Here is a 24,915-nt window from a genome sequence, read left to right as displayed (position 1 = left end):
CCGAGGTTAGGCAAGGCCCCGCCGCTCGGGCGCCGGCGGCTGCAGCATCACCTGCTCCGCGGCCGCATCCCAGCGCCAGCAAGGTGCATCGGCGGTGAGGCGGATGCCGCCCAGCCAGCGCGCGGGCGGGCGCAGCGCCAGCCAGTCGAGCGCCCCGGCCAGGACGGCACGGCCCGCCTCCGTCAGCTCCAGTTCCTCCTGCGCCCAGGCAGCGGCCCCGCCGGAACCCCGCAGCAGCGGCAGGTGCCCCTGCCGCAGCCGGTTCAGCAGGTGGCGGAACAGCACGTCGCCCAGCCAGGGCATCGGCTCGCGCCGCAGCGTGAGATCCTGGAACACCGCGCCGAGGCTTCGGCTCCGCTCGGCGAGGCTCTCCAGGATCAGCCGCTCGGTGAGCCCCAGGCCGGTGCGGCTGTCGGGAAGTTCCTGGCAGTGGCGGCGCAGGGCGGGCGCCAGATGCGGCAGCGCCGGCGCGCCGCTGCGCGCCAGCCTCAGCAGCCCCGCAGGCTCGGGGGCACGCAGTGCATCCCAGACTGCCGCGCCCAGCTTCAGCGCGGCGGGGCCAAGCGGGCGACGCTGGCGCCAGAGCAGGCGCAGCGCCTCGGGCGGCATCTGTCCCAGACCGATGAAACGTGCCGCGCCGGGAAAGCGATCCAGCACCACCAGTTCCAGCCGTGCCGGCGGATTGGCTGCGAACTGCGCCAGGCAGCGCGCCAGGATGAGCTGATCATGGCTGTCGTGCTCGAACCAGAGCACCACGCGGCGGCGGCGCGCGGCCGCGGCCAGCGCCGCCTCCTCCGACAGGCGCCGTGCCGCGAGCGCCGCCGGTTCCAGGCCCAGGATCTCGCCGCAGGCCTCCATCAGGAAGGCGACGCGGTGCTGCAGCCAGTCCTCACGCGGGAGAACGGGACCCTGGCAGAGTGGATCGGCATATTCCAGGAAGGCGCCGGCGAAGCCTGCGCGCCGCAGCATGGGCGCGATGTCGGAGCCGCACCGCAGGTGCAGCGTATCCTCTCCGGCATCGGGCGGCGCGCCGGCGCCAAGGGCGAGGCGTGCCGCCGCCATGGCGCGGAAATGCGCCACCAGGCGCGGCCAGCTAGGTAGGCCAAGCTCGCGCGCGACCACCAGTTGCGCGGCCGCGAGGCGGGCGAGGGAAGGCGGCAAAGGCGGCCCATCGAGCATGGCGGCATCGGGGTGATGCGCGCGGAAGCGACGGAGAGCGGCCCTGTCGCCGCGCCGCGCGGCACGGGCCAGGTCCTTGGCGCGCTTGCGCTGTTGATCGAGGTCGAGGCGGAAGGGGCGCGCGGCGCGCGGGAGGGGCGCTTCGGTCACAGGGAGGGCCCTTTTCTCAGGTCCGTGCCCGCATGCAGACCGAAAAGGGACGTCACGAGGAATCTGGCGGGAGGCCAAGGGTCATGGGCGCAGCCCTTTCCGCGGACGGGTGGCCCTGACCCGGGCCGGACGAGGAGCCCAGCCTGATTGGCAGCGCCTGTCAAGGCGCCCCGGCGGGCGGTTTCCGCCGCAGGCGAGGGGCCGGCGGCCTGAAGAAGTCCGGGGGAAGGAATTCCCCCGGGCCCCCATCTTCTTTTTGTCAGTTTTGGCGGCGCGCTCTCCGCCAGCGCGGGAACCGGAAGAAGAAAGCAGGGGGTCTGGGGGAATTCATTCCCCCAGCCTTCGCTCACTGGACGGGATGCACACCCATGGCGGTGGTCTGCTCGTCCACGCGCGGCGTGTAGGTCAGGCCGCGGCGCAGGCCCCAGACGCTCTTCTGGGTGTGCAGCGGGATCACCGCCACGTCCTCCATGGCGACGCGCATCGCCTCCTGCAGCAGCTTCTCGCGCGCCTCGTCGTCGAAGGTGGCGAGGCCGCGGGTGGTGATCTCGTCCATCTTCGGGTTCGAGTAGCGGCCGTAATTGGCAAGGCCACGCCCCGGAGCGCCGCGCGAGCCCAGCACGGCGCGCAGCGAGGTGGAGGGCTCGCCGGTGCTGTTGCTCCAGCCGAGCAGGTAGGCCGAGGCGTCGAAGCGGTTCAGCCGGCCGATGACGGTGGCCAGCGGCTGGGCGTCCACGCTCGTCTTGACGCCGATGCGCGACCACATCTGCGCCACCACCTGCTGGATCTGCTCGTCGTTCACGTAGCGGTCGTTCGGGCCGCGCAGGGTGATGGTGAAGCCGTTCGGGTAGCCTGCCTCGGCCAGCAGCTTCCTGGCCCGCGCCGGATCATAGGGCGGCACCGGGATGGAGGGATCGTAGCCATAGGCGCCCGGCGGCATGAACTGCCCGGCGGCGACGGCGGCACCCTCCATCACCCGGCTGACGATGGCGGGGCGGTTGATGGCGACCGAGAGCGCCTCGCGCACCCGGCGGTCCTGCAGCGGGTTCTTGTCCAGCTTCTCGCCGTTCGGGCCGCTGATATCGGGCGAGCCGTCCTCGCGGAACACGTCGAGGCCGAGGAAGACCAGCCGCAGGCTGGTGCCCTCGACGATGTTGAGCTTGTCGTCGCGCCGCAGCTTGGCGAGATCGGCGGTCGGCACGCTGTCGATCATCGCCACGTCGCCCGAGAGCAGCGCGGCCACGCGCGAGGGGGCATTGGTGATGATGCGGTAGTCCACCTTCTCCCACTGCGGCTTGCCGCCCCAGTAGGCGTCGTTGCGCGCCATCTCCACCCGGTCGTTCGGGTTGTAGGAGACGAAGCGGTACGGGCCGGTGCCGATGGTGGCCTTGCCGCTGTTGAACTCGGCCGAGGCGGGGTTCTCGCCCAGCGAATGCGGCAGGATGAAGATCTGCGCGAGGTCGTTGGGCAGCAGCGGGTAGGGGTTCGCCGTCTTCAGGCGCACGGTGAGGGGGTCCACCACCTCGACGTCGCTGATCGCGCGGATATAGACCGCGAAGGAACTCGGGCTCTGCACCTGCGGCACGCGCTTCAGCGTGTAGGCGACGTCCTCGGCCGTCAGCTTCTCGCCATTGTGGAAGGTGACCCCGTCGCGGAGCTTGAACTCCCAGGTGGTGTCGTCCAGCCGCTTCCAGGATTCGGCGAGGCCGGGATGCAGGCGCGAGTTCTCGTCGCGGGCCACCAGCGCCTCGAACATGTGCGCCGAGAGCATGATGTTCGGCGTCAGCGTGTAGTAGTGCGGGTCGATGCTGGCCGGCGGCGCACTGACGCCCATGGAGAGCGCCTGCGCCAGGGCCGGGCGCGCACCCGGGGCGAGGGCCAGCAGGGCGGCCCCCATCAGGATGGCCTTCATGCGGGTCATGCGCTTCATGCGCGCTCCTCCTGGGACCAGCCCAGCTCCTCCTGCACCAGGCTCGCCCAGTAGGCGGCGCCGAGGGCCAGGGCCTCGTCGTTGAAATCGTAGAGGGGCGTGTGGACGTTGTGGAAGGAGCCGTCCGGGTTCACCCCGTTGCCGATGCGCATGAACACGCCCGGCTTCTTCTGCAGCATGAAGGCGAAATCCTCGCCGCCCGTGCTCATCGGGAACTCGCCGACCTTCGCCTCGCCGACCAGCGCGCCGGCGGCGGCGACCGCCACCGGCACCTTCTCGGGCGCGTTGACGGTGGGCGGGCAGAGCGCGTCATAGGCGAACTCGGCGGTGGCGCCATGCGCGCTGGCCAGGGTCTCGGCCAGCTCCTGCAGGCGGCGCTTGATCACCGCCTGCGCCTCCGGGCGGAAGTAGCGGGCGGTGCCACGCACCACGACCTTGGCCGGCATCACGTTGGGCGAGCCGAAGGTGCCGCCCTCGACATGGCCGACGGAAAGCGCCGCGCTCTCGGTGGGCCTCAGGTTGCGCGGCAGGATGGTCTGCACGGCGAGCAGGAAGTGGCCGAGCACCACCGTCAGGTCCGCGGCCAGGTGCGGCGCGCCGCCGCCATGCCCGCCATTGCCGTTGAAGGTGACGGTCCAGAAGTCGGCGCCGGCCAGGATCGGGCCGGGGCGGGTGGCGAACTCGCCCACCGCCAGGCCCGGCGTGTTGTGCATGCCGTAGACCGAGTCCACGGGGAAGCGGTCGAACAGGCCATCGGTGATCATCGCCGCCGCGCCGGTGCCGGCCTCCTCGGCGGGCTGGAAGATGAAGTGCACCGTACCGCCGAAATCCGGGTTCTTCGCCAGGTACTTCGCGGCGCCAAGCAGCATCGTGGTGTGGCCGTCATGGCCGCAGGCATGCATCTTGCCCGGCACCTCGGAGGCGTAGGGCAGGCCGGTCTGCTCCTGAATGAACAGCGCATCCATGTCGGCCCGCAGGCCGATGGCGCGCTGGCCCGGCCGCTTGCCCTTCAGCGTGCCGACGACGCCGGTCTTGCCGATGCCGGTCTCCACCTCCAGACCCCAGGCGCGCAGCTTCCCAGCCACCAGCGCGGCAGTCCGGACCTCCTCGAAGCGGGTCTCGGGGTGGCGGTGGATGTCCCGCCGGATCTCGACGAGTTCGGGCTCGAAGGTCTTGATGTCGTCCAGGATATCCTGTCGCACGGTGGGCGGTCCTCGGGGTGGAGAAGGCCGGCAAACTGAGCCGGCGGCGGTCCATGGTCAACCCGGCGCGACGCGATGTTGGACAGACGTCCATCATGGTGGATATACCGCGCCGCTTGCACGGAGCGATGCCATGCCCGAGATCCGCGACGCCACCGAGGCCGACCTGCCGGCCATCCTGGCCATCTTCAACGAGGCCATCCGCAACACCACCGCGGTCTGGCACACGCAGGAGATGACGCTGGAGACCCGCCGCGCCTGGATGCAGGAGCGGCAGGGGCGGGGGCTGCCGGTGCTGGTGGCGGTGGCGGACGGCGCGGTGCGGGGCTTCGCCTCCTATGGCGACTTCCGCCCCTTTGCCGGCTACGCCCTGACGGTGGAGCATTCGGTCTATGTCGATCCCGCCGCGCAAGGGCGCGGGCTGGGCCGCGCCCTGCTGGCCGCCCTGGTGGCGCGGGCCGAGGCCGCCGGGCTGCACGTCATGGTGGCGGGCATCGAGGCAGGCAACGCCGCCTCCGTCCGGCTGCACCAGGCGGCCGGCTTCACCGAGGCGGGCGTGCTGCGGCAGGTCGGGCGCAAGTTCGACCGCTGGCTGGACCTGTTGTTCATGCAGAAGATCCTGCGCGCAGGGGAAAGGTGAAAAGGCCGGGGGAAGGAATTCCCCCGGGCCCCCATCTTCTTTCTTCGCGTTCAGGTGCCGCCGGCGAAGAGCGGGTCGTTCTCCAGCAGGATGGGCTGGCCATGCGGCGTGGCATGCGCCGCACGGTCCCAGGCCGCCTTGCGCTGCGCCAGCAACTCCGCGCCGGTCACGCCCTTCCGCGCCACCATCGTCTCCAGCGCCGCGAGCCAGTGCTGGTAGTAGGTGTCGCCCAGGTCCGGGTCGCCCGCAGCCTGTGCGGCGCGGATCGCGCCTCCCAGGCACTCGGCCCACTCGCTCCAGGTGAACAGGCCGCGCTGGTGCAGCGCGACCGTCATGGCGAAGACCGAAGCCTCCCAGGGCTCGCGGAACGCCGGCTCGGCCTCGCTGCGGGGCAGGGGGGCGACCGGCTCCAGCGCCGCCGCCAGCGCGTCAAGCGGCTTCAAGATAGCTCTCCCAGGCGTCGATCGAGACGGTCAGGCCGGGGTCGGCACCCTCGCCCCACAGCTCCGGCCCGGTGAAGCGCACCGTGTAGAGCCATTGCGGATGCTCGCCCTGCCGATGCGCATTGGTGTCGGGAAAGACAAAGACGCCGCGCACCGCCTCCACCACGCCCCGCTTGCCGCGGGCATAGCGGGGCAGGCGGGTGTGGTGCGTCGGATGAAAGACCTTGGTCCGCACCGTCGCACCCCGGGCGAAGGCGGCGGGCGCCTCGGCGGCCCGCTCGTACTGTGTGCCGGCGGCCAGCGTCTTCGCCACATCGGCGGCCTGCAGCACCCGCGGCACCGGGCGGGGCGGTTCCTGCGCGTGGCCCTCGCGCAGTTCCTCGCGGCTCACCAGCCCGTCCGCCAGGAGCTGGTTGGCCAGCGCCTTGGCCCAGATCTCGTAATAGGAGGCGGAGAGATATTCGGCGGGCGGCAGCGACTCGCGTGTGTGCCGCATGGTGTCGATGTTCCAGACGCCCATCGCCCCGGCCGCCAGGGTAACGGCGAGCGCCCGCTTCTCCCAGTCCGCGTGGAAGCGCAGCGTCTCCGGCTCCGGCACCACCGGGCCGAAGCCCATCATGCCGCCAAGGTCCTGCGCACCGTTCATGCCGGCGCCCCCGCAGGGTCGCGCGCCAGTCCGGTGCCGATCATGGAGTCGCGCGTCACCAACTCCGCCAGGGCCTCCTCGCTCCAGCCCTCGGTGCCGGCCGGGCGCATGGGCAGCACGAGGTAACGGATCTCGGCCGTGGAATCCCAGACGCGGATGCGCCTCGCCTCGGGCAGGGTCACGCCGAAATCGGCCAGCACGCCGCGCGGGTCGATCACCGCGCGGGAGCGGTAGGCCGCGCTCTTGTACCAGGCCGGCGGCAGGCCGAGCACCGGCCAGGGATAGCAGGAGCAGAGGGTGCAGACGACGAGGTTGTGCTCCTCCGGCGTGTTCTCCACCGCCACCATGTGCTCGCCCTGCCGCCCGCCATAGCCGAGCGAGGCGATGGCCGCCGTGGCGTCCCGCCGCAGCCACTCGCGGAAGGCGGGATCGGCCCAGGCCCTGGCCACCACCCGCGCGCCGTTGCGTGGGCCGATGCGCGTCTCGTAGGTCTCGATGATGGCGTCGAGCGCGTCCGGCGCGACATAGCCCTTCTCGACCAGGATCGACTCCAGCGCACGGACGCGCAGCGCATTCCCGGAGAGCGCGCTGTGCTCGTGGTCGTGCCCATGGTCATGGCCGTGCGGGTGCGGGCCGTCCTCGGAAGCGTGCATGGCGGAAGCGTCCCAGCGCGAGGTGGAGCCTGCAGGGGCGGCGGCCATGGCCGCTCGCTGCCCCGGAAGGCCACTCTATCAGCCGTGGCGCCCCCGTCCACCGCGGGAAGGAGGGGCGCCCTATCCCGGTGGATAGACGTCCCGGTAGGCGTGCCAGGTGGCATGCCCGATCAGCGGCAGGGCGACGGCAAGGCCGAGGAACAGCGGCACCAGCGCCAGCCCGATGAACAGCACGATCAGCCCGGCCCAGAGCGCCATCGCCCGCCAGTTCAGCATCACTCCCTGCCAGGAGGCGATGATCGCCTCCGGGGCCGAGATGTCGCGCTCCACCAGCATCGGGATGGACAGCGCCGTGATGCCGAAGGTCAGCGCGGCCAGCAGGAAGCCGCTGCCGGTGCCGACCAGCAGGAAGGGCAGCAGCTTCTCGGCCCGCAGCATGGCAAGTGGCAGCGATTCGAGTGGCGGCGCGAAGCCCGGGCCGAAGCAGAGGGCGAAGATCAGCCCCGCCAGCCGTACCCAGAACAGGTGCAGCAGCAGCAGCGCGACGCCCATGAGGGCGAGCTGTCCGCCATGCCGGCGGAAGCCCGCCATCGCCTCGCGCCAGCCGGTCTCCAGTTCCGCCTCCCGCCGGCGGGAGATCTCATAGAGCCCGGCGGCGAGCAGCGGTGCTACCAGGAAGAAGCCGGCGGTGAGCGGCAGCACCAACCAGAGGGTGTGCAGCCGCTGCACCAGCAGGGCCACCATCCAGCCTGCCAGGGTCAGCGCCGCGCCGTAGGACAGGCTGATCCCCGGCGAGGCCCAGAGGTCGTTCCAGCCGGCGGCGAGCCAGGCCCAGGGCCGGTCATGTGCCACCTGGCGCGGCACTGGGACTGCGCGAAAGACGGACGTGGCATGGCTTTGCATGGCATTGGCCTCCCTGGAACCGCCGTAACGTAATGCAACCGTTCCGCCGAAAACTTGATGCGGGTCAAGGACAGCGCCGCCCCGGCTGCGCTTCCTTGCGCGGAATCCCGCGCGTCGGCCCCACCGCGTGCGGCCGCCGGGGGGGCGGCTCCCCCCCTGACCAGACCGGAGACATCCCCGATGCCCGAAGGAGGCCACGCTGCCAGCCTCGCCGCACAGATCGGCACGTGGCGGCAGGATTCGTATGTGGATGGCCCGATCCGCGCCATGGCGGTCGCCACCCTGTTCTGGGGTGTGGTGGGCTTCCTGATGGGCGTGCTGATCGCCTCGCAGCTCGCCTTCCCGCTGCTGAACCTCGACCTCGAATGGACCACCTTCGGCCGGCTTCGGCCGGTGCACACCAGCGCGGTGATCTTCGCCTTCGGCGGCAATGCGCTGATCTGCACCAGCCTTTACGTGGTGCAGCGCACCTGCCGGGCGCGGCTGTTCGGTGGCGAGGAGATGGGCTGGTTCCTGTTCGCCGGCTATAATTTCTTCATCGTCATGGCGGCGCTGGGCTATGTGCTCGGCGTCACGCAGGGCAAGGAATACGCCGAGCCGGAGTGGTACGTGGACCTCTGGCTGACGGTGGTCTGGGTCGCCTATCTCGTGGCCTTCGGCGGCACCATCCTGCGGCGTGAGGAGCCGCATATCTATGTGGCGAACTGGTTCTACCTCGCCTTCATCATCACCATCGCCATGCTGCACATCGGCAACAATGTCGCCCTGCCGCTGCCTGGCCATGCCAAGTCCTATGGCCTTGCCTCGGGCGTGCAGGACGCGATGATCCAGTGGTGGTACGGCCACAACGCCGTAGGCTTCTTCCTGACCGCCGGCTTCCTTGGCATGATGTACTACTTCATTCCGAAGCAGGCGGAGCGGCCGGTCTATTCCTACCGCCTCTCCATCATCCACTTCTGGTCGCTGATCTTCCTCTACATCTGGGCCGGTCCGCACCACCTGCACTACACCGCGCTGCCGGACTGGGCGCAGACGCTCGGCATGGTGTTCTCGGTCATGCTGTGGATGCCCTCCTGGGGCGGCATGATCAACGGCCTGATGACGCTCTCCGGCGCCTGGGACAAGCTGCGCACCGATCCCGGCCTGCGCTTCTCCGTCACCGCCGTCGGCTTCTACGGCATGAGCACCTTCGAGGGCCCGGTGATGTCGGTGAAGGCGGTGAACAGCCTCTCCCACTACACCGACTGGACCATCGGCCACGTGCATTCCGGCGCCATGGGCTGGGTCGGCTTCATCACCTTCGGCGCGATGTACTGGCTGGTGCCGCGGCTCTGGGGCAGGACCGAGCTCTACTCCAAGAAGCTCGCCGCCTGGCATTTCTGGGTCGCGACGCTGGGCATCGTCCTCTACATCACCGCGATGTGGGTGTCCGGCATCATGCAGGGCCTGATGTGGCGCTCCTACGACGAGCTCGGCTTCCTGCAGTACTCCTTCGTGGAGACGGTGGCCGCCATGCACCCCTACTACGTCATCCGCGCCCTCGGCGGCGTGCTCTACCTGAGCGGCGCTCTGCTGATGGTCTACAACCTCTGGCGCACGGTGACCGCCGGGACGGAGGAGGCGCCGCTCACGCAGCCGCTCCCCGCCGCCGCCACCGTGCCGGCCGAGTGAAGGAGCACGACCGATGTTCCGCCGCTTCAGCCACGCGCTGATCGAAAAGAACCTGATCCTGCTCGGCGTGCTCACGCTGATCACCGTCTCCATCGGCGGGCTGGTGCAGATCGTGCCGCTCTTCGCCGTGGAGACCACCATCGAGCGCGTGCAGGGCATCCGCCCCTACACGCCGCTGGAGCTGATGGGCCGCAACATCTTCGTGCGCGAGGGCTGCTACACCTGCCACAGCCAGATGATCCGCCCCTTCCGCGACGAGGCGGAGCGCTATGGCCACTACAGCCTCGCCGCGGAGAGCATGTTCGACCATCCCTTCCAGTGGGGCAGCAAGCGCACCGGGCCGGACCTGGCGCGCGTCGGTGGCCGCTACTCCGATGATTGGCACGTGGCGCATCTGAAGAGCCCGCGCGCCGTGGTGCCGGAAAGTGTCATGCCGCCTTATGCCTTCCTCGACCGTCCGCTGGACTATGGCGACATCCAGGACCACCTGCGCGGCCAGCGCGCCGTCGGCGTGCCCTATACGGATGCGATGATCGCCAGCGCCAAGGCCGACCTGGAGGCGCAGGCGAAGCCGGACGAGGACCCCACGGGCTTCAGCGGCCGCTATGCCCGCGCGCGCCAGGCCGCCTTCGACGGCAATGGCCGCGACATCACCGAGATGGATGCGCTGGTCGCCTATCTGCAGATGCTCGGCACGCTGGTGAAGTTCAGCGACGTCACGCCCGAGAGCGTGCGGCAGCAGTGAGGAGAGAGAGATGGACCTGATCGCCCTCTATCCGCTGCTGAAGACCGCCTGGGTCGTGTGGTTCTTCGTGCTGTTCAGCTTCATCCTGTTCTGGGTGCTGCGCCCCGGCAAGCGTCACGCCTACCAGGCGCTGGCCGACATCCCCCTGCGTGACGAGGCGCCGCGCCCGCGGCAGCCGCAACGGAGCATCTGACGATGCCGACCAAGATCGAGAAGGATGCCGTCAGCGGGACGCTGACCACCGGACATGAGTGGGACGGCATCAAGGAGCTGAACACGCCGCTGCCGAAGTGGTGGCTCTACGTGTTCTTCGCCACCATCGCCTTCGCGGCCGTCTGGGTGGTGCTCTACCCGGCGCTGCCGATCCAGGGCGCCACCGGCGTCACCGGCTGGACCGCCCGCGGCGCCATCGAGCAGGAAATGGCCGAGCACGCCAGGAAGCTGGAGCCGCGCCTGGCCGCCATCCGCGCGGCGACGCCGGAGCAGATCCTGGCTGACCCGGAGATGCGCAACTTCGCCCTCGCCGGCGGTCGCGTGGCCTTCGCCAACAACTGTGCCGCCTGCCATGGCGCGGGCGGGCAGGGCGCGCAGGGCGGCTTCCCCAGCCTGGCGGATGACGACTGGATCTGGGGCGGCAAGCTCGCCGACATCCATCAGACCATCGCGCACGGCATCCGCAACGCCGAGGACGAGGTGGCGCGCACCACCATGATGCCCCGTTTCCTGGCCGACGGGCTGCTGAAGCCGGCGCAGGTGAACGACGTGGCCGAGCACGTGCTGGCCCTCTCCGGCCGCGCGGCCGATGCCGCCGCGGCGCAGCGTGGCGCCGCCGTCTTCGCCGAGAACTGCGCGAGCTGCCACGGTGATGGCGGCCGCGGCAACCGCGAACTGGGCGCGCCCAACCTGGCCGATCAGGTCTGGCTCTATGGCGGCGACAAGGCCGCCGTGGTGCAGTCCGTCTCCTATGCCCGCGCCGGGGTGATGCCGGCCTGGGGTGCGCGGCTGGACCCGGCGGTGGTCAACATGCTCACCGTCTACGTCCACTCGCTGGGCGGCGGCGAGCCGGAGTAAGGCGCGATGAGCAGGATCGATCCCAAAGGCGTGGCGCCTGCTTCCGGCGAAGACGGCTCGCTCTACGCCGCGCGCCAGAAGGTCTACCCGAAGGCGGTAAATGGCCCGGTGCGCCGCGCCAAATGGGCGATCCTGGCCACCTGCCTGGCGCTTTATTACCTCGTTCCCTGGCTGCGGTGGGACCGTGGCCCGGGAATGCCCGACCAGGCCGTCCTGGTGGACATCGCCAATGCGCGCATCTTCCTGCTCTGGATCGAGATCTGGCCGCAGGAGATCTACTTCCTGACCGGCCTGCTGGTGATGGCGGCGATCGGCCTCTTCGCCGTCACCAGCCTGTTCGGCCGTGTCTGGTGCGGCTTCGCCTGCCCGCAGACGGTCTGGACCGACCTGTTCATGTGGGTGGAGCGCCGCATCGAGGGCGACCGCAACGCCCGCATGAAGCTGGACGCGGCGCCGATGACGCGCGGCAAGGCGCTGCGCAAGGCGGCCAAGCACGCCGCCTGGCTGGCCATCGCCGCGGCTACCGGCGGCGCCTGGATCATGTACTTCCAGGACGCGCCGACCGTGACGCGAGCGATCCTGACCGGCGGCGCCAGCCTAGAGACCTACGTCTTCTTCGGCCTGTTCACCGCCACCACCTACACGCTGGCCGGCTGGGCGCGCGAGCAGGTCTGCACCTACATGTGCCCCTGGCCCCGCTTCCAGGCGGCGATGCTCGATGAGAACTCGCTTGTCGTCAGCTATCGTGGCTGGCGCGGCGAGCCGCGCGGCAAGGCCAAGGCCGAGGGGATTGGGGACTGCGTGGATTGCCGGGGCTGCGTGCATGTCTGCCCGACCGGCATCGACATCCGCGACGGCCAGCAGCTCGAATGCATCGGCTGCGGCCTGTGCATCGACGCCTGCGACGACGTGATGCGCAAGCTGAACCGCCCGACCGGCCTGATCGCCTTCGAGACGCTGGCCAACCTGGCCGCCAGCGAGGCCGCCACGGCGCAGGTCGCCCCCGGCCCGGTGCGGCAGGTCTGCGGCATGAAGGCGCGCCAGCCCGTGCGCCTCTCGCGCCCGCGCACCTGGCTCTATGCCGGCGTGCTGGGCGCGGTGGCGGCGGTGATGCTCGGCGCCTTCCTGCTGCGCCCGACCGCGACCCTCGCCGTGCTGCGCGACCGCGCGCCGATTTTCGTCCGTCTGTCGGACGGCAGCATCCGCAATGCCTATACGCTGAAGCTGGAGAACCGCACCCGGCCCGACGCGGCCCTCGCCCTCGTGCTGGACGCGCCGGAGGGCTTCCGCCTCCTGGTGCAGGACAGCACGGCGGATGCGGAAGCGCGGCCATTGCTGACGCTGCGGCAGGATGGCATCACGCAATGGCGGGCGCTGGTCACCGCGCCTGCCGGCGCACGCCTGCCGGAGAGCACGCCCGTCCGTTTCCGGCTGCTGGACGCTGCGGGCAACACGGTGCTGGCCGAGCGCAGCGTCTTCCTGGCGCCCAAGTGAGGAATATGGCGATGTCCGTGACCCTGCCCGAACAGTCCCGCCGCAGCGGCTGGATTCCCTGGGCCTTCATCGGTGGCATGGGGCTGGTGCTGGCGGTCAACGCGGTGCTGGTCTGGGCGGCGCTGTCCACCTTCACCGGCGTCTCCGTTGGCCAGGCCTATGATCGCGGGCTCGCCTACAACGACGTGCTCGCCGAGACCGCGCGGCAGGAGGCCCTTGGCTGGCATGCCAGCGTGCTGATGGATGTGCAGACGCTCGTCGTCTCGGTGCGGGACGAGGCCGGGCAGCCAGTGGCGGGCACGCTGTCGGGCGTGCTGGTGCGGCCGGTCGAGGGCACGCGCGTGGCGCTCGGCTTTGCCGCCGTCGCGCCGGGCGAGTTCCGCGCCGCCGCCGAGCTGCCGAAGCGCGGCCAGTGGGAGGCGCAGCTCCGCGTGCATGGCGCCGGCGGCACCCATCTCGACATCCGCGAGCGGGTCTTCGTCCCGTGACCGCGCTGGGCCGCATCCTGTCCGGGAGGGAAGGGGGCGCCGCCGGCGGCGAAGCCCCGGTTTCCGTGGCGGCCTGCGCGCATTGCGGCGCGCCGCTGCCGGCCGGCGCGGCCACGCGCTTCTGCTGCACCGGCTGCGAGGGCGCGCATGCCCTGGTGGCCGGGCTGGGCCTGGACGCCTTCTACCGCCGGCAGGAGACCGCCGCCGGCACGTTGCGTCCCGCCGAGGCGCCGCCGGAGACCGATTTCGCCGCCCTGGCCCGTCCCGGCAGGAACGGCGAGCACAGTCTGGAACTGATGGTGGCAGGCCTGACCTGCGGCGCCTGCGTCTGGCTGGTGGAGCAGGCGCTGGCCAATGAGCCGGAGATGCTGCGCGCGCGCGCCAGCCTCTCCGCGCGGCGGCTGACGCTGCTCTGGCGCGGTCCCGCCACGCGCGCCAACGACTTCGTGGCGCTGATCGCCCGGCTCGGCTTCCGCGCCGCTCCCTGGTCCCCCGCCTGCCTGCGCGCCACCGAGGACGCCGAGGGCCGCGAGCTGCTGCGTGCGCTCGGCATCGCCGCCTTCGGCATGATGAACGTCATGCTGGTCTCGGTCGCCGTCTGGGCCGGCGTGGACATGGGCGAGGCGACGCGCGCCCTGATGCACTGGCTGGCGGCGCTGATCGGCCTGCCGGTGGTGCTGGTGGCGGGGATGCCCTTCTACCGCTCCGCCTGGCGCTCGCTGCGGGCGAGGCGGCCGAACATGGATCTCGCCGTCTCGCTCGGCGTGCTGGCCACGGCGGCCATGTCGCTCTCCGAGACGCTGCGCAACGGCGCCTATACCTGGTTCGACGGTGCCACCGCGCTGCTGGCGCTGCTGCTGGCCGGCCGTGTGCTGGACCGCGCCGCGCGCCGCCGCGCCCGCCAGGCCGTGGCCGAATTGCTGGCCCTGCAGGAGGGCACGGTGCAGCGCCTCGCGCCCGACGGCCGCGCCGGGCATGTGCCTGTCGCGGCGGTGCGCGCGGGCGAGCGCATCCTTGTCGCCGCCGGCGAGCGGCTGCGGCTGGATGGCGTGCTGGAAGCGGAGGAGGCGCTGCTCGACACCGCCGCCACGACCGGCGAGAGCCTGCCGCGCCGCTTCGCCGCCGGCGCGGCGCTGGCGGCGGGCACGGTCAATCTCGGCAACCCGTTCACGCTGCGCGTCTCCGCCGCCGCCGCCGACGGCTCGCTCGCCGCCATGGCGCGGCTGCTGGAGCGGGCGGAGCAGGCGCGCGGCCGCTTCGTCTCCATCGCGGACAAGGCTGCGCGCTTCTACGTGCCGGCCGCCCATGCGGTGGCGCTCGCCACCTTCCTGGGCTGGTGGCTCGGCATGGGCGTCTCCTGGCAGGCGGCGCTGGTGCCCGCCGTCGCGGCGCTGATCATCACCTGCCCCTGCGGCCTCGCCATCGCCGTGCCGGCGGTGCAGGTGGTGGCGGTGGGCGCGCTGTTCCGCCGCGGCGTGCTGGTCACCTCGCCGACCGCCCTGGAGCGGCTGGCCAGCGCCGGCCATGTGGTTTTCGACAAGACCGGCACACTCACCGAAGGCCGCCCGGTGCTGCTGGAGGAGCCGGGCCGCCCGGCCTCCGCCCTGGCCGAGGCCGCCTCGCTGGCCCGTGCCTCCCGCCATCCGCTGGCCCGCGCCCTCGTCGCGGCCTGCCCGTCCGCGCCGCCGGCGCCCGCGGGCGTGGCGGAGGTGCCGGGGCAGGGGCTCCGCTGCGGCGAGACGCGGCTGGGCAATGCAGCCTTTGCCGGAGTGGCGGGCAGCGACGAGGGGCTGACGCTCTGGCTCGCCCGGCCCGGCCTCTCGGCCGTGCCCTTCCGCTTCGCCGACCGCCTGCGGGCGGACGCGGCGCCGGCCGTGCAGGCGTTGCGGGAACTGGGCCTCGATTCCGAACTGCTCTCCGGTGACGGGCCCGTCGCGGTCGAAGCGGTGGCCGAGGCTGCCGGCGTCGGTCCCTGGCAGGCTCGCGCCACGCCGGAGGGCAAGGCCGAGCGGATCGCCGCGCTGGCCGTCGCCGGCCGGCGACCGCTGATGGTGGGGGATGGCATCAACGACGCCGCCGCCCTGGCGATGGCCCATGTCTCCGCCGCGCCGCAGGGCGCCACCGACCTCGCGCAGACCGCCGCCGACCTGGTGCTGCGGGGCGAGGAGCTGGCTGTGCTGCCCTTCGCCGTGCGGGTCGCGCGGCGGGCGCAGCGCCTGGCGCGGCAGAATATCGGCCTGAGCTTGATCTACAACATGGTGGCCGTGCCCTGCGCCGTGCTGGGCTATGCCACGCCGCTGATCGCGGCGCTGGTGATGGCCTCCTCCTCCATCATCGTCATCCTCAATGCCCTGCGGGCGGGAAAGGTGCCGACATGAACGCGCTGCTGCTGCTGGTGCCGATGGCGCTCTTCCTTGGGCTGCTGGCGCTCCTGCTGTTTCTCTGGACGCTGCGCGCCCGCCAGTACGACGACCTGGACGGCGCCGCCGCCCGCATCCTGTTCGACGATACCAACCCCAAGCGAGGCCGCCGATGAGCCCCAACCGCGTCTTCTTCATGATCTTCTCCGGGCTGATCGCCCTGGTCGGCCTGCTGGGTGCCGGCACCTCGGTGGAGGGGCCCTTCACCTTGTTCTGCCTCTCGCTCTTCCTCTTCGGCGTGTTCTTCGCCCTGTTCCTGGTGAAGCGCACCTTCGACGAGATCGATCCGGCGCATCACGGCTGAGCCGGCTTCCCGGCCCAGGCATGGGCCGGGCGGCGCGCTCCGGGACGCCAGCGGAGCGCACGGGGAGGCGGAGAAGGCCCCAAAAGAGGGCTGGCGGCTGCGCCCTGATCGCTCCGGGGCGCGGCCGCATCCCTCCCTTGGCGATTCGGCAACCCTTTTCTCGTTGACGCGGCCCGAGGGGACCCCCAAGTTCCCGTGCCCTTTTCGCAACCTGGGAAAGCCCGACTGATGCCTGCGATCACGTTGCCCGACCAGTCCGTCCGCGCCTTCGACGGAGCCGTGACGGGCACCACCGTGGCCGCCGCCATCGGGCCCGGGCTGGCCAAGGCGGCGCTGGCCATGAAGGTGGACGGCAAGCTGCGCGACCTCTCGGCCCGCATCGACCATGACGCCGAGGTCCGCTTCGTCACCCGCAAGGACCCCGAGGCCCTGGAGCTGATCCGGCACGATGCGGCGCATGTGCTCGCCGAGGCGGTGCAGGAGCTGTTCCCCGGCACCCAGGTGACGATCGGCCCAGCCATCGAGAACGGCTTCTACTACGACTTCGCGCGCAACGAGCCCTTCAAGCCGGAGGACTTTCCGGCGATCGAGGCGAAGATGCGCGAGATCATCGCCCGCAACGAGACTTTCGTGCGGGAGGAATGGCCGCGCGAGGAGGCGATCCGCTTCTTCGAGGAGCGGGGCGAGCGCTACAAGGCGGAGCTGATCCGGGACCTGCCGGAGAGCGAGGTCATCTCGATCTACCGCCAGGGCGCCTGGCTCGACCTCTGCCGCGGGCCGCATATGCGTTCGGCCGGCGATGTCGGCACCGCCTTCAAGCTGATGAAGGTGGCCGGCGCCTATTGGCGCGGCGACCATCGCAACGCCATGCTCTCCCGCATCTACGCGACCGCCTGGCGCGACCAGAAGGAGTTGGACGCCTATCTCCACCAGCTTGAGGAGGCGGAGAAGCGCGACCACCGGCGCATCGGCAAGGAGATGGACCTGTTCCATCTCCAGGAGGAGGCGGCGGGCAGCATCTTCTGGCACCCCAAGGGCTGGCGCCTCTACACCACGGTGCAGAACTACATGCGCCGGCGGCTGGACGAGACCGGCTACCAGGAGGTGAAGACCCCGCAATTGGTGGACCGCCGCCTCTGGGAGGCCTCCGGCCACTGGGAAAAGTACCGGGAGAACATGTTCCTCGCGACCGTCGATGACGAGTCGGAGAAGGACCGCGTGCTGGCGCTGAAGCCGATGAACTGCCCCTGCCACGTGCAGATCTTCAACCACGGCCTGCGCTCTTACCGCGAGCTGCCGATGCGCATGGCCGAGTTCGGCTCCTGCCACCGCTACGAGCCCTCGGGCGCGCTGCACGGCATCATGCGGGTACGCGCCTTCACCCAGGACGACGCGCACATCTTCTGCACGGAGGAGCAGATCGCCGCCGAGACGGTCGAGTTCGTGGCGCTGCTCTCGCGCGTCTACCGCGACTTCGGCTTCGAGAGCTTCCGCGTGAAGTTCTCCGACCGGCCGGAGAAGCGGGCGGGCGACGATGCCACCTGGGACCGCTCCGAGGGTGCGCTGAAGGAAGCCTGCCGCATCGCCGGTGTCGAGTACGAGCTGAACCCGGGCGAGGGCGCCTTCTACGGCCCGAAGCTGGAGTTCGTGCTGCGCGACGCCATCGGCCGCGACTGGCAGTGCGGCACGCTGCAGGTGGACTTCGTGCTGCCCGAGCGGCTGGACGCGGTCTATGTCGGCGAGGACGGCGCCCGTCACCGCCCGGTCATGCTGCACCGCGCCATCCTCGGCAGCTTCGAGCGCTTCCTCGGCATCCTCATTGAGGAGCATGCCGGGCGCTTCCCGCTCTGGCTGGCGCCGGTGCAGGTGGCCGTGGCCACCATCGTGGACGAGGCCGCGCCCTTCGCCCGCGAGGTGGCCGCCGCCCTCCAGAAGGCCGGTCTCTCGGTGGAGCTGGACCTGCGCAACGAGAAGATCAACCGCAAGGTGGTGGACCAGATCGAGGCCCGCGTGCCGGTTCTGGCGGTGATCGGCCGGCGCGAGGCGGAGGAGGGCAAGGTGGTGCTCCGCCGCCTGCCCGGGCGCGAGCAGGTGGCGGTGACGCTGGCCGAGGCGGTCGCCACCCTTGCGGCGGAAGCCACGCCTCCCGATCTGAAGCCGGTCGCAGAGGTTGCAGCGGCCTGACCGCTGTACCATAAGATAGACGCAAACCGTTTCGTTCCCACAGCAACAGGAGCCGACTCTGGCCCGAGGCCCTATCCCGAACCAGCTGCCTGCCCGCGATGGACCGCGGGTCAACGAGGATATCCGCGTCCCGCAGGTCCGCCTGATCGATCAGGACGGCGAGATGCTCGGCGTGATGAGCGCGCGCGAAGCGCTGCTGCGTGCCTATGACCTGGGCATGGATCTCCTGGAGATCAGCCCGAACGCCGTGCCGCCGGTGTGCAAGATCACCGACTACGGCAAGTACAAGTACGAGCAGCAGAAGAAGGCCAACGAGGCCCGCAAGAAGCAGAAGATCGTCGAGATCAAGGAAATCAAGGTTCGCCCGAACATTGATGACCACGACTACGACGTGAAGATGCGCGCGGCCAAGTCCTTCATCGAGGAAGGCGACAAGGTGAAGGTCACCCTGCGCTTCCGCGGTCGTGAGATGGCCCATCAGGATCTGGGCGTGAAGGTTCTGGAGCGCATTCGCACCGAGCTTGGCGAAATGGCCAAGGTCGAGCAGATGCCGCGCCTGGAGAACCGTCAGATGATCATGGTGCTGGCGCCGAAGTGAGCGGACCGGGCCGGAGGTTGGCCTCCGGCCAGTGCGCGGCAGGGTGGGGCTCCCCGCCCCATGCCTCGGCGCAGGCCGAAGCATGGCCCCGCCGAAGCCGGTTATGACGCTTCCGCCCCGCGCAGGAGGCGGGCCTCCCCCACGATCGATTTTCCTGCCCATTCCGTGGTGATGCCGGCGCATGCCGGCTTTCCTCCGCTCCCGGCCGGGCAACGTGGCCGTGCTGGCGGGCATTTCCGAACTCTGGCCCGCTGAAGGGCGGCGACAGGATACTCCCGACCGCACCGCCGCCCTGCGGGAGGAGCTGGAGGGCACCGGTGGCTTTCCCGGCATCGAGCGCTTCGCCAGCCTGAGCGAGCCCGGCAAGCTGCTGTCCCTCTCTCTCTCCCTCTCCCTCTGGCGCGATGAAGCGGCGATCGCCGCCTGGCGCCGGCCGGCTCATCGCGCCAGCCAGGCGCTCCGAGCTCTTCGCAGGCCCGGCTGTGCGCCGGCCCCGTGCTGCGGGACTATGGCTGGCGGAGCGCGGCGCCGCACCGGCTGACAGCCGGGCGGCGCATGGCGGCTGAGGCCAGCCTCAGCTCCCTGCCTGCTCCGGCCTGCGCTTGCGGTCGGGGAACCGGAGGTCCAGCCCACGGGCCCGCCAGCCCGCCTCGATCAGCGCGCGGTCGGTCAGGCCGGCGGGATCCGCCTTCCGTGGCGCGAAGGCCAGGCCGGGGGCGCGCTCCCGCCGCCAGATGCCGAGCAGCCGGCGCAACTCCGTCAGCGGCGCGGCGTGGTCGTCCACGCGAAGGTCGAGGTCGGGGAAGTCCTCGGTGGTGATCAGCTTCATCGCCGCCGACTGCCGGCCGCGGCGGTCGCCACCCGCCGCCTCGCCGGCATCCAGCGCCAGCATCAGGCGCTCCGGCAGCGGCATGGAGGCGGCGGAGGCGAAGGTGGCCGCCGTCTCGCCCACCACCGCCGCGCCCGACAGCATGTTGCCGGCCACGCTGAAGCCAGGACCGGACTGGCTGCCGGCCCATTCGACGCAGCTTTCGCCGGTCCAGGCGGCGCTGTTGCCGTGGCGGTCCACGGCGTGGATCTGCCGCAGGTCGCGCCCCTCGTCGCCGGCCAGCGCCCCCTGGATCGCCGCCGAGGGCGAGAGGCCACGCGCCAGCCCGTCCAGCACGGCCGGACCGAGATAGCGGTTGGTGAAGGACTGGGTGGAGACGGCGCCCACCCCCGCCCGCACATAGGGGCAGGAGGCCCCGACGGCGAAGGCGCAGGTGGTCACCGCCACGGCGAAGGCGCCGCTCACTGGGTCATGCGCCACGATCGACCAGGTCATCGCCGACGGTTTCCTTCCGGTTGTACCGGCGCAGGGTGGCGGCAGCAGCCGGGCGGGATCAAGGGGCAGACATCCGCAACTCTGTTGCGCGGCGCGAAAGTCTTGTCTTGCGGGCGCGGTTGTGGTGCAAGCTGGCCCATGGCCGACCTCTCCTCCCACGACCGCATCCTGATCCTCGACTTCGGCAGCCAGGTGACGCAGCTGATCGCGCGTCGCGTGCGCGAATCCGGCGTCTACTGCGAAGTCTGGCCCTTCACGGCCGATGCCGCGCGGATCCAGTCCTTCGCGCCCCAGGGCATCATCCTCTCGGGCGGGCCGGCCAGCGTGACGGAGGAGGGCAGCCCCCGCGCCCCGCAGGTGGTGTTCGAGATGGACATCCCCGTGCTCGGCATCTGCTACGGCCAGCAGACGATGTGCGCCCAGCTCGGCGGCAAGGTGGCGCGCGGCGACCACCAGGAATACGGCCGCGCCTATGTCGAGGTGCAGGAGGCCTGCGCCCTGACGCGGGACGTCTGGTCCCCCGGCGCGCGCGAACAGGTCTGGATGAGCCATGGCGACTACGTCTCGGAGCTGCCCGAGGGCTTCCGCATCGTCGCCACCAGCGAGGGCTCCCCGCTCGCGATGATCGCGAACGACGAGCGGCATTTCTACGGCATCCAGTTCCACCCGGAGGTGGTGCACACCCCGCACGGCGCGCAGCTGCTGAAGAACTTCACCCATGGCGTCTGCGGCTGCGGCGGCGACTGGACCATGGCCGCCTTCCGCGCCGAGGCCATCGCCCGTATCCGCGCGCAGGTCGGCGACGGGCATGTGGTCTGTGGCCTCTCCGGCGGCGTCGACTCCTCGGTGGCGGCGGTGCTGATCCACGAGGCCATCGGCGACCAGCTCACCTGCATCTTCGTGGACCATGGCGTGATGCGCGCGGGCGAGGCGGAGCAGGTCATCCGGACCTTCCGCGACCGCTTCAACATCAAGCTCGTGCATCGCGACGCCTCCGACCTGTTCCTCGGCCAGCTTGAGGGCGTCACGGACCCGGAGAAGAAGCGCAAGACCATCGGCCGCCTGTTCATCGAGGTCTTCGAGGAGGAGCAGGAGAAGATCGGCGGCGCCGACTTCCTGGCCCAGGGCACGCTCTACCCGGACGTCATCGAGAGCGTCTCGGCCACGGGCGGTCCCAGTGTCACGATCAAGTCGCACCACAATGTCGGCGGCCTGCCGGAGGAGATGCGGATGCGGCTGGTCGAGCCGCTGCGCGACCTGTTCAAGGACGAGGTTCGCGCCCTTGGCCGTGAGCTGGGCATTCCCGAGGAGATCGTCGGCCGGCATCCCTTCCCGGGACCGGGCCTGGCCATCCGCATTCCCGGCGAGGTGACGCGGGAGAAGGTGCAGATCCTGCAGAAGGCCGACAGCATCTTCCTGGAGGAGATCCGCGCTGCTGGCCTCTACGATGCCATCTGGCAGGCCTTCACCGTGCTGCTGCCGGTGCGAACCGTGGGCGTGATGGGCGACGGCCGCACCTACGACCAAGCCTGCGCCCTGCGCGCCGTCACCTCCACCGACGGCATGACGGCCGACGTTTACCCCTTCACCATGGAGTTTCTCACCCGGGTGGCGGGGCGCATCGTCAACGAGGTGCGCGGCATCAACCGGGTGACCTATGACATCACCTCGAAGCCGCCCGGCACCATTGAGTGGGAATAAGGGGTGCCGAACAAGACTCTGATCCCCGCTGACCTTGGGGTGAGCCGTCCGGCGCGCGAGCGGGCGCGCCCTTGAGGCGATCGCCCGGTTGGACCGGCGTCCCGCGGTTCAGCCTGGCTCGAAGCGGCTGATCTCGATGCCGTCGCCCACCGGCAGCAGCACGCTGGTGATTCCGGGCTTGGCGCGGACAGCCCGGCCGTAGTGCCGTACGTCCTCGTTTCCGGCGCGCAGCATGTTGTCGGCCACGATGATCGCACCCGGATTGAGCTTGGGATAGAAGGCCTCCAGACAGGGCACGTAGAGATCTTTCCAGAGGTCCACGAGAACGAAGTCCACGCCGAAGGGCAGCGCGCTGATCATCGCCACGGCGTCGCCAACCCTGAAATCGACATGCTCGGCGAGGCCTGCCTTCACCGCCATGTCGCGCGCGAAGGCGGATTTGTAGTCGTGCAGCTCCATCGTGATCAGGTGCCCGCCGGTTGCCCGCGCGGCCTCCGCCAGCCAGATGCCGGAATAGCCGTAGGAGGTGCCGATCTCCAGGATGTTCGGCCTCCTGAGGCTGCGGGCGAGGATGTTGAGGAGGCGGCCCGTCTCCGGCCCGACGGCGCGCAGCCGGCGGTCCTGCCCGCCCTCGGGCACGATCTCCCTCGGTTTGCTCCGCTCCTCGCGGATCATCGCGTGGTAGGCGTCGAGGACCGCCGTGATCTTCTCGTCCATATGGTCATCCTGGGGCAGCTTGAGGCCTCCGCTGACGCCAGGCTTCGCAGGGCTAGGCCGGACGCGTGCGGATGCGCACCTCTTCGGGAAAGGGTGGCGCGTGATAGTGGGCTGCTCTCCGGCTGAGAGGCAGCGTTCCGCGCGGGCCTCTGACCTGCGCTGCCGGCATTGTGGCCACGTCCGCTGAAGGGGAAGCAGCGATCAGATCACCCAGCGGGCGCCATGGCCACGGCTGCGGCCGCCTCTGTCACGAGACCGCACACTTCGCCGGGCAGGCCGCGATCCATCGGAAGAAGATATGCTGGCATGCCGTCGGATCTGACGATGGCTGCACCGGGAGGAAGAGGCGGCGCCGCTGAACATCCGGCCCTCCGCCTGGTCTCAGGCGGGGGCTTCCAGGCAGCCGAGCCCCGCCAGCGCCGCCGCCACGGCCGTGTCCAGTGGCGTGTGCGGCTCGGCGCCCAGCAAGGTGACCAGCCGGCGATTGTCCAGCCGGACGGGGTGGTGCCAGAAGGGCCGGATCTCCTTCATCTCGCGCAGGCTTTCGGAGAACGGCCCGGCCAGGCGGGTGAGCCACCATGGGAAGGGCAGCACCGGCAGGCACGGGCGCCCCGCCGCGCGGGCGATGGCGGCGAGCATCGCGCGCCCGTCCGGGTCCCAGTGCCCGGCGAACTGGAGGCGCTCGAAGGGGCGCAGCGCCGCCTCGCGGTCCAGCAGTCCGGCGCAGGCGGCGCTGGTCGCGAAGCACCTGGGGATGGTGCGGATCGGCCTCTTCGCGCATCGCGACTATGCCGCGCGGAGGGGCCTGCCCCGGACGCGGGAGGAACTCGCCGGTTTCGCCCTGATCGGCCCCGACCGCGCACCCTCCGATCTGCGCCTGGTTGCGGCACTGGCCCCCGCGCTCTCCCACCAAGCCTTCGCGTTGCGCACCGACAGCCATCCGGCGCAGTTCGCGGCGGTGCGGGCGGGGCTGGGCATCGGCCCGGTGCATCTCGCGCTTGGCCAGCGGGCGCCGGGCCTCGTCCGCGTATTGCCGGGATTCCTCATCCACGGCTTCGAGACCTGGATCGTCATGCACGAGGACCCGCGGCGCGTCGCCCGCATCCGCGCGGTGTTCGACCATCTGGCTGGAGACCTGGCGCGCTATGTGGCGGCCGGGGAGGAGGCGAGGCCGGCGGCCCCGCCCTGAGCAATGCCTCAGTTCTCCGGCCGCAGGCGTTCGGCAACGATCGCCCCGATGGCGCCGATCAGCATCAGGACCGCCATGGGCCGCGCCGTGCCATCCGCGAAATGGCTGAGCAGCACGCCGCTGGTTCCGGCGACGCTGAACTGCAGCGTGCCCATCAGCGCCGAGGCCGAGCCGGCCTGGGTGGCGTGGCGGCTGAGCGCGCCCACCGCCGCATTCGGCATCACCAGGGCGCAGCAGGACATCGCCACGAAGACGGGCGCGATGACAGCCAGCCAGTGCGTCGGCTCGCTGAAGGCGATGGCGGTGAGCACCAGGGTCGCGATCAGGATGACGGCGCTGGCGAGACGCACCAGCCGCTGCGGCCCGAGGCGCAGCAGCAGCGGCGGATTGAACTGCGAAAAGAGGATGAAGCCCGCGGCATTCAGTCCGAACAGGATGCCGAAATGCGTTGGTGCCATGCCGAACATGCCGACGAAGACCGCTGCCGAGCCGCCGACATAGGTGAACATCAGGAACATGGCGGCGCAGCCCATTGCAACATGCGCCAGGAAGTTCCGCTCCCGCAGGATCTGCAGGTAGCGCAGCAGCTGCGCGGCGGCACCAAGGCGCAGCCTGCGCTCGGTCGGCAGGGTTTCCGGCAGCAGGCGCCAGACCAGCAGGAAGGAGCAGATGGAGTAGATGGCGCCGAACCAGAAGATCGGCCGCCAGCCGCCGAAGGAGAGCATCAGCCCGCCCAGGCTCGGCGCCAGGATCGGCGCCACGCCCATCACCAGCATCAGCTTCGACATCAGCCGGGCGGCGGCATGCCCGTCGGCCAGGTCGCGCACCACGGCGCGCGGCAGCACCATGCTGGCCGAGCCGCCGAAGGCCGCAACGCAGCGGAAGAAGGCCAGCATCTCGATGCTGGTGGACAGCGCGCAGCCCACCGAGCCCAGCATGTAGACCGCAAGCCCCGCCAGCAGCGGGCGGCGCCGGCCCAGCCTGTCCCCCAGCGTGCCCTGCACCAGCTGCCCCACCGCCAGGCCCAGGAACCAGGTGGCGAGGGTCAGCTCGGCCGAGCCCGGCGCAGTGCCGAAGCCTGCTTCGATTGCTGGAAAGGCGGGCAGGTACATGTCGGTGGAGAGCGGCCCGATCGCTGTCAGGAAGCCGAGCAGCAGGGGTAGCCAGACAGGCATGAACTGATCCAGGGGGAAGAGCGTGTTGGGGCGGTGAAGCCCAAGGATGAGGGGAGAGGAGGCGCGGCGCCAGGGGTGGAAGGCGCAA

General features: G+C 70.7%; 26 protein-coding genes. 15 read left to right on the top strand and 11 right to left on the bottom strand.

Annotation, left to right across the window (positions count from 1 at the left end; translation table 11 throughout):
- Positions 1–6: 6 nt before the first annotated feature.
- The 3 genes from QMO56_RS09710 to QMO56_RS09700 form a co-directional block, all read right to left on the bottom strand.
- Complete coding sequence (locus QMO56_RS09710; RefSeq protein ID WP_283525279.1) at positions 7–1,329, bottom strand: DUF1835 domain-containing protein; 1,323 nt, start codon at positions 1,327–1,329, stop codon at positions 7–9.
- A 346-nt stretch (positions 1,330–1,675) separates the two neighbouring features.
- Positions 1,676–3,250, bottom strand: a complete 1,575-nt coding sequence (locus QMO56_RS09705; RefSeq protein ID WP_408906520.1) for an ABC transporter substrate-binding protein — start codon at positions 3,248–3,250, stop codon at positions 1,676–1,678.
- 5 nt (positions 3,251–3,255) lie between these two features.
- The gene (locus QMO56_RS09700) at positions 3,256–4,461 is read right to left on the bottom strand and encodes an amidohydrolase (protein WP_283525276.1); all 1,206 of its coding nucleotides are present in this window, start codon (positions 4,459–4,461) and stop codon (positions 3,256–3,258) included.
- 133 nt (positions 4,462–4,594) lie between these two features.
- On the opposite strand from QMO56_RS09700, the gene QMO56_RS09695 reads away from it, so the two are divergent.
- Positions 4,595–5,101 (top strand): GNAT family N-acetyltransferase, encoded by a 507-nt coding sequence (locus QMO56_RS09695; RefSeq protein WP_283525274.1) that lies wholly within the window; start codon positions 4,595–4,597, stop codon positions 5,099–5,101.
- A gap of 50 nt (positions 5,102–5,151) precedes the next feature.
- Here QMO56_RS09695 and QMO56_RS09690 read toward each other — a convergent pair whose 3' ends face one another.
- The 4 genes from QMO56_RS09690 to QMO56_RS09675 form a co-directional block, all read right to left on the bottom strand.
- Positions 5,152–5,544 carry a nitrile hydratase accessory protein gene (locus QMO56_RS09690; protein WP_283525272.1) on the bottom strand — a complete coding sequence of 131 codons (393 nt, stop codon included), beginning with the start codon at positions 5,542–5,544 and terminating at the stop codon, positions 5,152–5,154.
- Entirely contained in the window at positions 5,531–6,190 is a 660-nt protein-coding gene (nthB, locus tag QMO56_RS09685; protein WP_283525270.1) for a nitrile hydratase subunit beta, read from the bottom strand. The genes QMO56_RS09690 and nthB overlap by 14 nt, the downstream gene beginning before the upstream one ends.
- On the bottom strand, positions 6,187–6,843 hold the full coding sequence (gene nthA / locus QMO56_RS09680; RefSeq protein WP_283525269.1) for a nitrile hydratase subunit alpha: 657 nt from the start codon (positions 6,841–6,843) through the stop codon (positions 6,187–6,189). Before nthA ends, nthB begins: the two co-directional genes overlap by 4 nt.
- Positions 6,844–6,963: 120 nt before the next feature.
- Entirely contained in the window at positions 6,964–7,746 is a 783-nt protein-coding gene (locus tag QMO56_RS09675) for a DUF2189 domain-containing protein (RefSeq protein ID WP_283525268.1), read from the bottom strand.
- A gap of 267 nt (positions 7,747–8,013) precedes the next feature.
- On the opposite strand from QMO56_RS09675, the gene ccoN reads away from it, so the two are divergent.
- The 12 genes from ccoN to QMO56_RS09615 all read left to right on the top strand — a co-directional run bounded on the left by ccoN (position 8,014) and on the right by QMO56_RS09615 (position 19,262).
- Positions 8,014–9,417 carry a cytochrome-c oxidase, cbb3-type subunit I gene (ccoN, locus tag QMO56_RS09670; RefSeq protein WP_408906519.1) on the top strand — a complete coding sequence of 468 codons (1,404 nt, stop codon included), beginning with the start codon at positions 8,014–8,016 and terminating at the stop codon, positions 9,415–9,417.
- A gap of 13 nt (positions 9,418–9,430) precedes the next feature.
- Complete coding sequence (gene ccoO, locus QMO56_RS09665) at positions 9,431–10,162, top strand: cytochrome-c oxidase, cbb3-type subunit II (protein WP_283525265.1); 732 nt, start codon at positions 9,431–9,433, stop codon at positions 10,160–10,162.
- A 10-nt stretch (positions 10,163–10,172) separates the two neighbouring features.
- Positions 10,173–10,355 carry a cbb3-type cytochrome c oxidase subunit 3 gene (locus QMO56_RS09660; protein WP_283525263.1) on the top strand — a complete coding sequence of 61 codons (183 nt, stop codon included), beginning with the start codon at positions 10,173–10,175 and terminating at the stop codon, positions 10,353–10,355.
- A gap of 2 nt (positions 10,356–10,357) precedes the next feature.
- A complete protein-coding gene (gene ccoP / locus QMO56_RS09655) occupies positions 10,358–11,233 on the top strand; it encodes a cytochrome-c oxidase, cbb3-type subunit III (protein ID WP_283525262.1) in 876 nt (291 codons plus the stop codon).
- A 6-nt stretch (positions 11,234–11,239) separates the two neighbouring features.
- On the top strand, positions 11,240–12,727 hold the full coding sequence (gene ccoG, locus QMO56_RS09650) for a cytochrome c oxidase accessory protein CcoG (protein ID WP_283525261.1): 1,488 nt from the start codon (positions 11,240–11,242) through the stop codon (positions 12,725–12,727).
- Positions 12,728–12,738: 11 nt separating this feature from the next.
- The gene (locus QMO56_RS09645; protein WP_283525260.1) at positions 12,739–13,215 is read left to right on the top strand and encodes a FixH family protein; all 477 of its coding nucleotides are present in this window, start codon (positions 12,739–12,741) and stop codon (positions 13,213–13,215) included.
- Positions 13,212–15,593 carry a heavy metal translocating P-type ATPase metal-binding domain-containing protein gene (locus tag QMO56_RS09640; protein WP_283525258.1) on the top strand — a complete coding sequence of 794 codons (2,382 nt, stop codon included), beginning with the start codon at positions 13,212–13,214 and terminating at the stop codon, positions 15,591–15,593. The genes QMO56_RS09645 and QMO56_RS09640 overlap by 4 nt, the downstream gene beginning before the upstream one ends.
- Entirely contained in the window at positions 15,590–15,751 is a 162-nt protein-coding gene (gene ccoS / locus QMO56_RS09635; RefSeq protein WP_283525257.1) for a cbb3-type cytochrome oxidase assembly protein CcoS, read from the top strand. Before QMO56_RS09640 ends, ccoS begins: the two co-directional genes overlap by 4 nt.
- Positions 15,748–15,939: a hypothetical protein gene (locus QMO56_RS09630; RefSeq protein ID WP_283525256.1), complete on the top strand. Its 192-nt coding sequence runs from the start codon at positions 15,748–15,750 to the stop codon at positions 15,937–15,939. Before ccoS ends, QMO56_RS09630 begins: the two co-directional genes overlap by 4 nt.
- A gap of 228 nt (positions 15,940–16,167) precedes the next feature.
- Positions 16,168–18,123, top strand: a complete 1,956-nt coding sequence (gene thrS / locus QMO56_RS09625) for a threonine--tRNA ligase (RefSeq protein WP_283525254.1) — start codon at positions 16,168–16,170, stop codon at positions 18,121–18,123.
- Positions 18,124–18,208: 85 nt separating this feature from the next.
- Positions 18,209–18,721 (top strand): translation initiation factor IF-3, encoded by a 513-nt coding sequence (gene infC, locus QMO56_RS09620; RefSeq protein WP_283525479.1) that lies wholly within the window; start codon positions 18,209–18,211, stop codon positions 18,719–18,721.
- A 181-nt stretch (positions 18,722–18,902) separates the two neighbouring features.
- Positions 18,903–19,262, top strand: a complete 360-nt coding sequence (locus tag QMO56_RS09615; protein WP_283525252.1) for an antibiotic biosynthesis monooxygenase — start codon at positions 18,903–18,905, stop codon at positions 19,260–19,262.
- Positions 19,263–19,295: 33 nt separating this feature from the next.
- Here QMO56_RS09615 and QMO56_RS09610 read toward each other — a convergent pair whose 3' ends face one another.
- Positions 19,296–20,045, bottom strand: a complete 750-nt coding sequence (locus QMO56_RS09610; RefSeq protein WP_283525251.1) for a DUF1028 domain-containing protein — start codon at positions 20,043–20,045, stop codon at positions 19,296–19,298.
- A gap of 138 nt (positions 20,046–20,183) precedes the next feature.
- On the opposite strand from QMO56_RS09610, the gene guaA reads away from it, so the two are divergent.
- Positions 20,184–21,746, top strand: coding sequence for a glutamine-hydrolyzing GMP synthase (guaA, locus tag QMO56_RS09605; RefSeq protein WP_283525249.1), 1,563 nt, complete (start codon positions 20,184–20,186; stop codon positions 21,744–21,746).
- Between the two features lie 108 nt (positions 21,747–21,854).
- Here the strand turns inward: guaA and QMO56_RS09600 are convergent, their stop codons facing one another.
- Positions 21,855–22,463 carry an O-methyltransferase gene (locus QMO56_RS09600; protein WP_283525247.1) on the bottom strand — a complete coding sequence of 203 codons (609 nt, stop codon included), beginning with the start codon at positions 22,461–22,463 and terminating at the stop codon, positions 21,855–21,857.
- Positions 22,464–22,844: 381 nt separating this feature from the next.
- A complete protein-coding gene (locus tag QMO56_RS09595) occupies positions 22,845–23,102 on the bottom strand; it encodes a hypothetical protein (protein WP_283525246.1) in 258 nt (85 codons plus the stop codon).
- Here QMO56_RS09595 and QMO56_RS09590 point away from each other — a divergent pair.
- Positions 23,089–23,652 carry a LysR substrate-binding domain-containing protein gene (locus tag QMO56_RS09590; RefSeq protein ID WP_283525245.1) on the top strand — a complete coding sequence of 188 codons (564 nt, stop codon included), beginning with the start codon at positions 23,089–23,091 and terminating at the stop codon, positions 23,650–23,652. The two genes, QMO56_RS09595 and QMO56_RS09590, sit on opposite strands and share 14 nt — an antisense overlap.
- An 8-nt stretch (positions 23,653–23,660) precedes the next feature.
- On the opposite strand, the gene QMO56_RS09585 is transcribed toward QMO56_RS09590, so the two are convergent.
- Positions 23,661–24,827, bottom strand: a complete 1,167-nt coding sequence (locus QMO56_RS09585) for a multidrug effflux MFS transporter (RefSeq protein ID WP_283525243.1) — start codon at positions 24,825–24,827, stop codon at positions 23,661–23,663.
- Positions 24,828–24,915 lie beyond the last annotated feature (88 nt).

It is taken from the genome of Roseomonas sp. E05, from assembly GCF_030063475.1.
GTDB lineage: Bacteria > Pseudomonadota > Alphaproteobacteria > Acetobacterales > Acetobacteraceae > Pseudoroseomonas.
This window is presented reverse-complemented; position numbering and strand designations above follow the sequence as displayed.

What these genes read in the sequence shown, in the direction of transcription:
- QMO56_RS09610 (WP_283525251.1), bottom strand. Translation starts at nt 20,045, where the DNA reads ATGACCTGGTCGATCGTGGCGCATGACCCAGTGAGCGGCGCCTTCGCC.
- QMO56_RS09585 (WP_283525243.1), bottom strand. Translation starts at nt 24,827, where the DNA reads ATGCCTGTCTGGCTACCCCTGCTGCTCGGCTTCCTGACAGCGATCGGG.
- ccoN (WP_408906519.1), top strand. Translation starts at nt 8,014, where the DNA reads ATGGCGGTCGCCACCCTGTTCTGGGGTGTGGTGGGCTTCCTGATGGGC.
- ccoO (WP_283525265.1), top strand. Translation starts at nt 9,431, where the DNA reads ATGTTCCGCCGCTTCAGCCACGCGCTGATCGAAAAGAACCTGATCCTG.
- QMO56_RS09615 (WP_283525252.1), top strand. Translation starts at nt 18,903, where the DNA reads ATGCCGGCTTTCCTCCGCTCCCGGCCGGGCAACGTGGCCGTGCTGGCG.
- thrS (WP_283525254.1), top strand. Translation starts at nt 16,168, where the DNA reads ATGCCTGCGATCACGTTGCCCGACCAGTCCGTCCGCGCCTTCGACGGA.
- QMO56_RS09645 (WP_283525260.1), top strand. Translation starts at nt 12,739, where the DNA reads ATGTCCGTGACCCTGCCCGAACAGTCCCGCCGCAGCGGCTGGATTCCC.
- ccoG (WP_283525261.1), top strand. Translation starts at nt 11,240, where the DNA reads ATGAGCAGGATCGATCCCAAAGGCGTGGCGCCTGCTTCCGGCGAAGAC.
- nthB (WP_283525270.1), bottom strand. Translation starts at nt 6,190, where the DNA reads ATGAACGGTGCGCAGGACCTTGGCGGCATGATGGGCTTCGGCCCGGTG.
- QMO56_RS09660 (WP_283525263.1), top strand. Translation starts at nt 10,173, where the DNA reads ATGGACCTGATCGCCCTCTATCCGCTGCTGAAGACCGCCTGGGTCGTG.
- QMO56_RS09595 (WP_283525246.1), bottom strand. Translation starts at nt 23,102, where the DNA reads ATGCTCGCCGCCATCGCCCGCGCGGCGGGGCGCCCGTGCCTGCCGGTG.
- ccoS (WP_283525257.1), top strand. Translation starts at nt 15,590, where the DNA reads ATGAACGCGCTGCTGCTGCTGGTGCCGATGGCGCTCTTCCTTGGGCTG.
- ccoP (WP_283525262.1), top strand. Translation starts at nt 10,358, where the DNA reads ATGCCGACCAAGATCGAGAAGGATGCCGTCAGCGGGACGCTGACCACC.
- QMO56_RS09600 (WP_283525247.1), bottom strand. Translation starts at nt 22,463, where the DNA reads ATGGACGAGAAGATCACGGCGGTCCTCGACGCCTACCACGCGATGATC.
- QMO56_RS09695 (WP_283525274.1), top strand. Translation starts at nt 4,595, where the DNA reads ATGCCCGAGATCCGCGACGCCACCGAGGCCGACCTGCCGGCCATCCTG.
- QMO56_RS09675 (WP_283525268.1), bottom strand. Translation starts at nt 7,746, where the DNA reads ATGCAAAGCCATGCCACGTCCGTCTTTCGCGCAGTCCCAGTGCCGCGC.
- QMO56_RS09630 (WP_283525256.1), top strand. Translation starts at nt 15,748, where the DNA reads ATGAGCCCCAACCGCGTCTTCTTCATGATCTTCTCCGGGCTGATCGCC.
- QMO56_RS09705 (WP_408906520.1), bottom strand. Translation starts at nt 3,250, where the DNA reads ATGACCCGCATGAAGGCCATCCTGATGGGGGCCGCCCTGCTGGCCCTC.
- nthA (WP_283525269.1), bottom strand. Translation starts at nt 6,843, where the DNA reads ATGCACGCTTCCGAGGACGGCCCGCACCCGCACGGCCATGACCATGGG.
- guaA (WP_283525249.1), top strand. Translation starts at nt 20,184, where the DNA reads ATGGCCGACCTCTCCTCCCACGACCGCATCCTGATCCTCGACTTCGGC.
- QMO56_RS09590 (WP_283525245.1), top strand. Translation starts at nt 23,089, where the DNA reads ATGGCGGCGAGCATCGCGCGCCCGTCCGGGTCCCAGTGCCCGGCGAAC.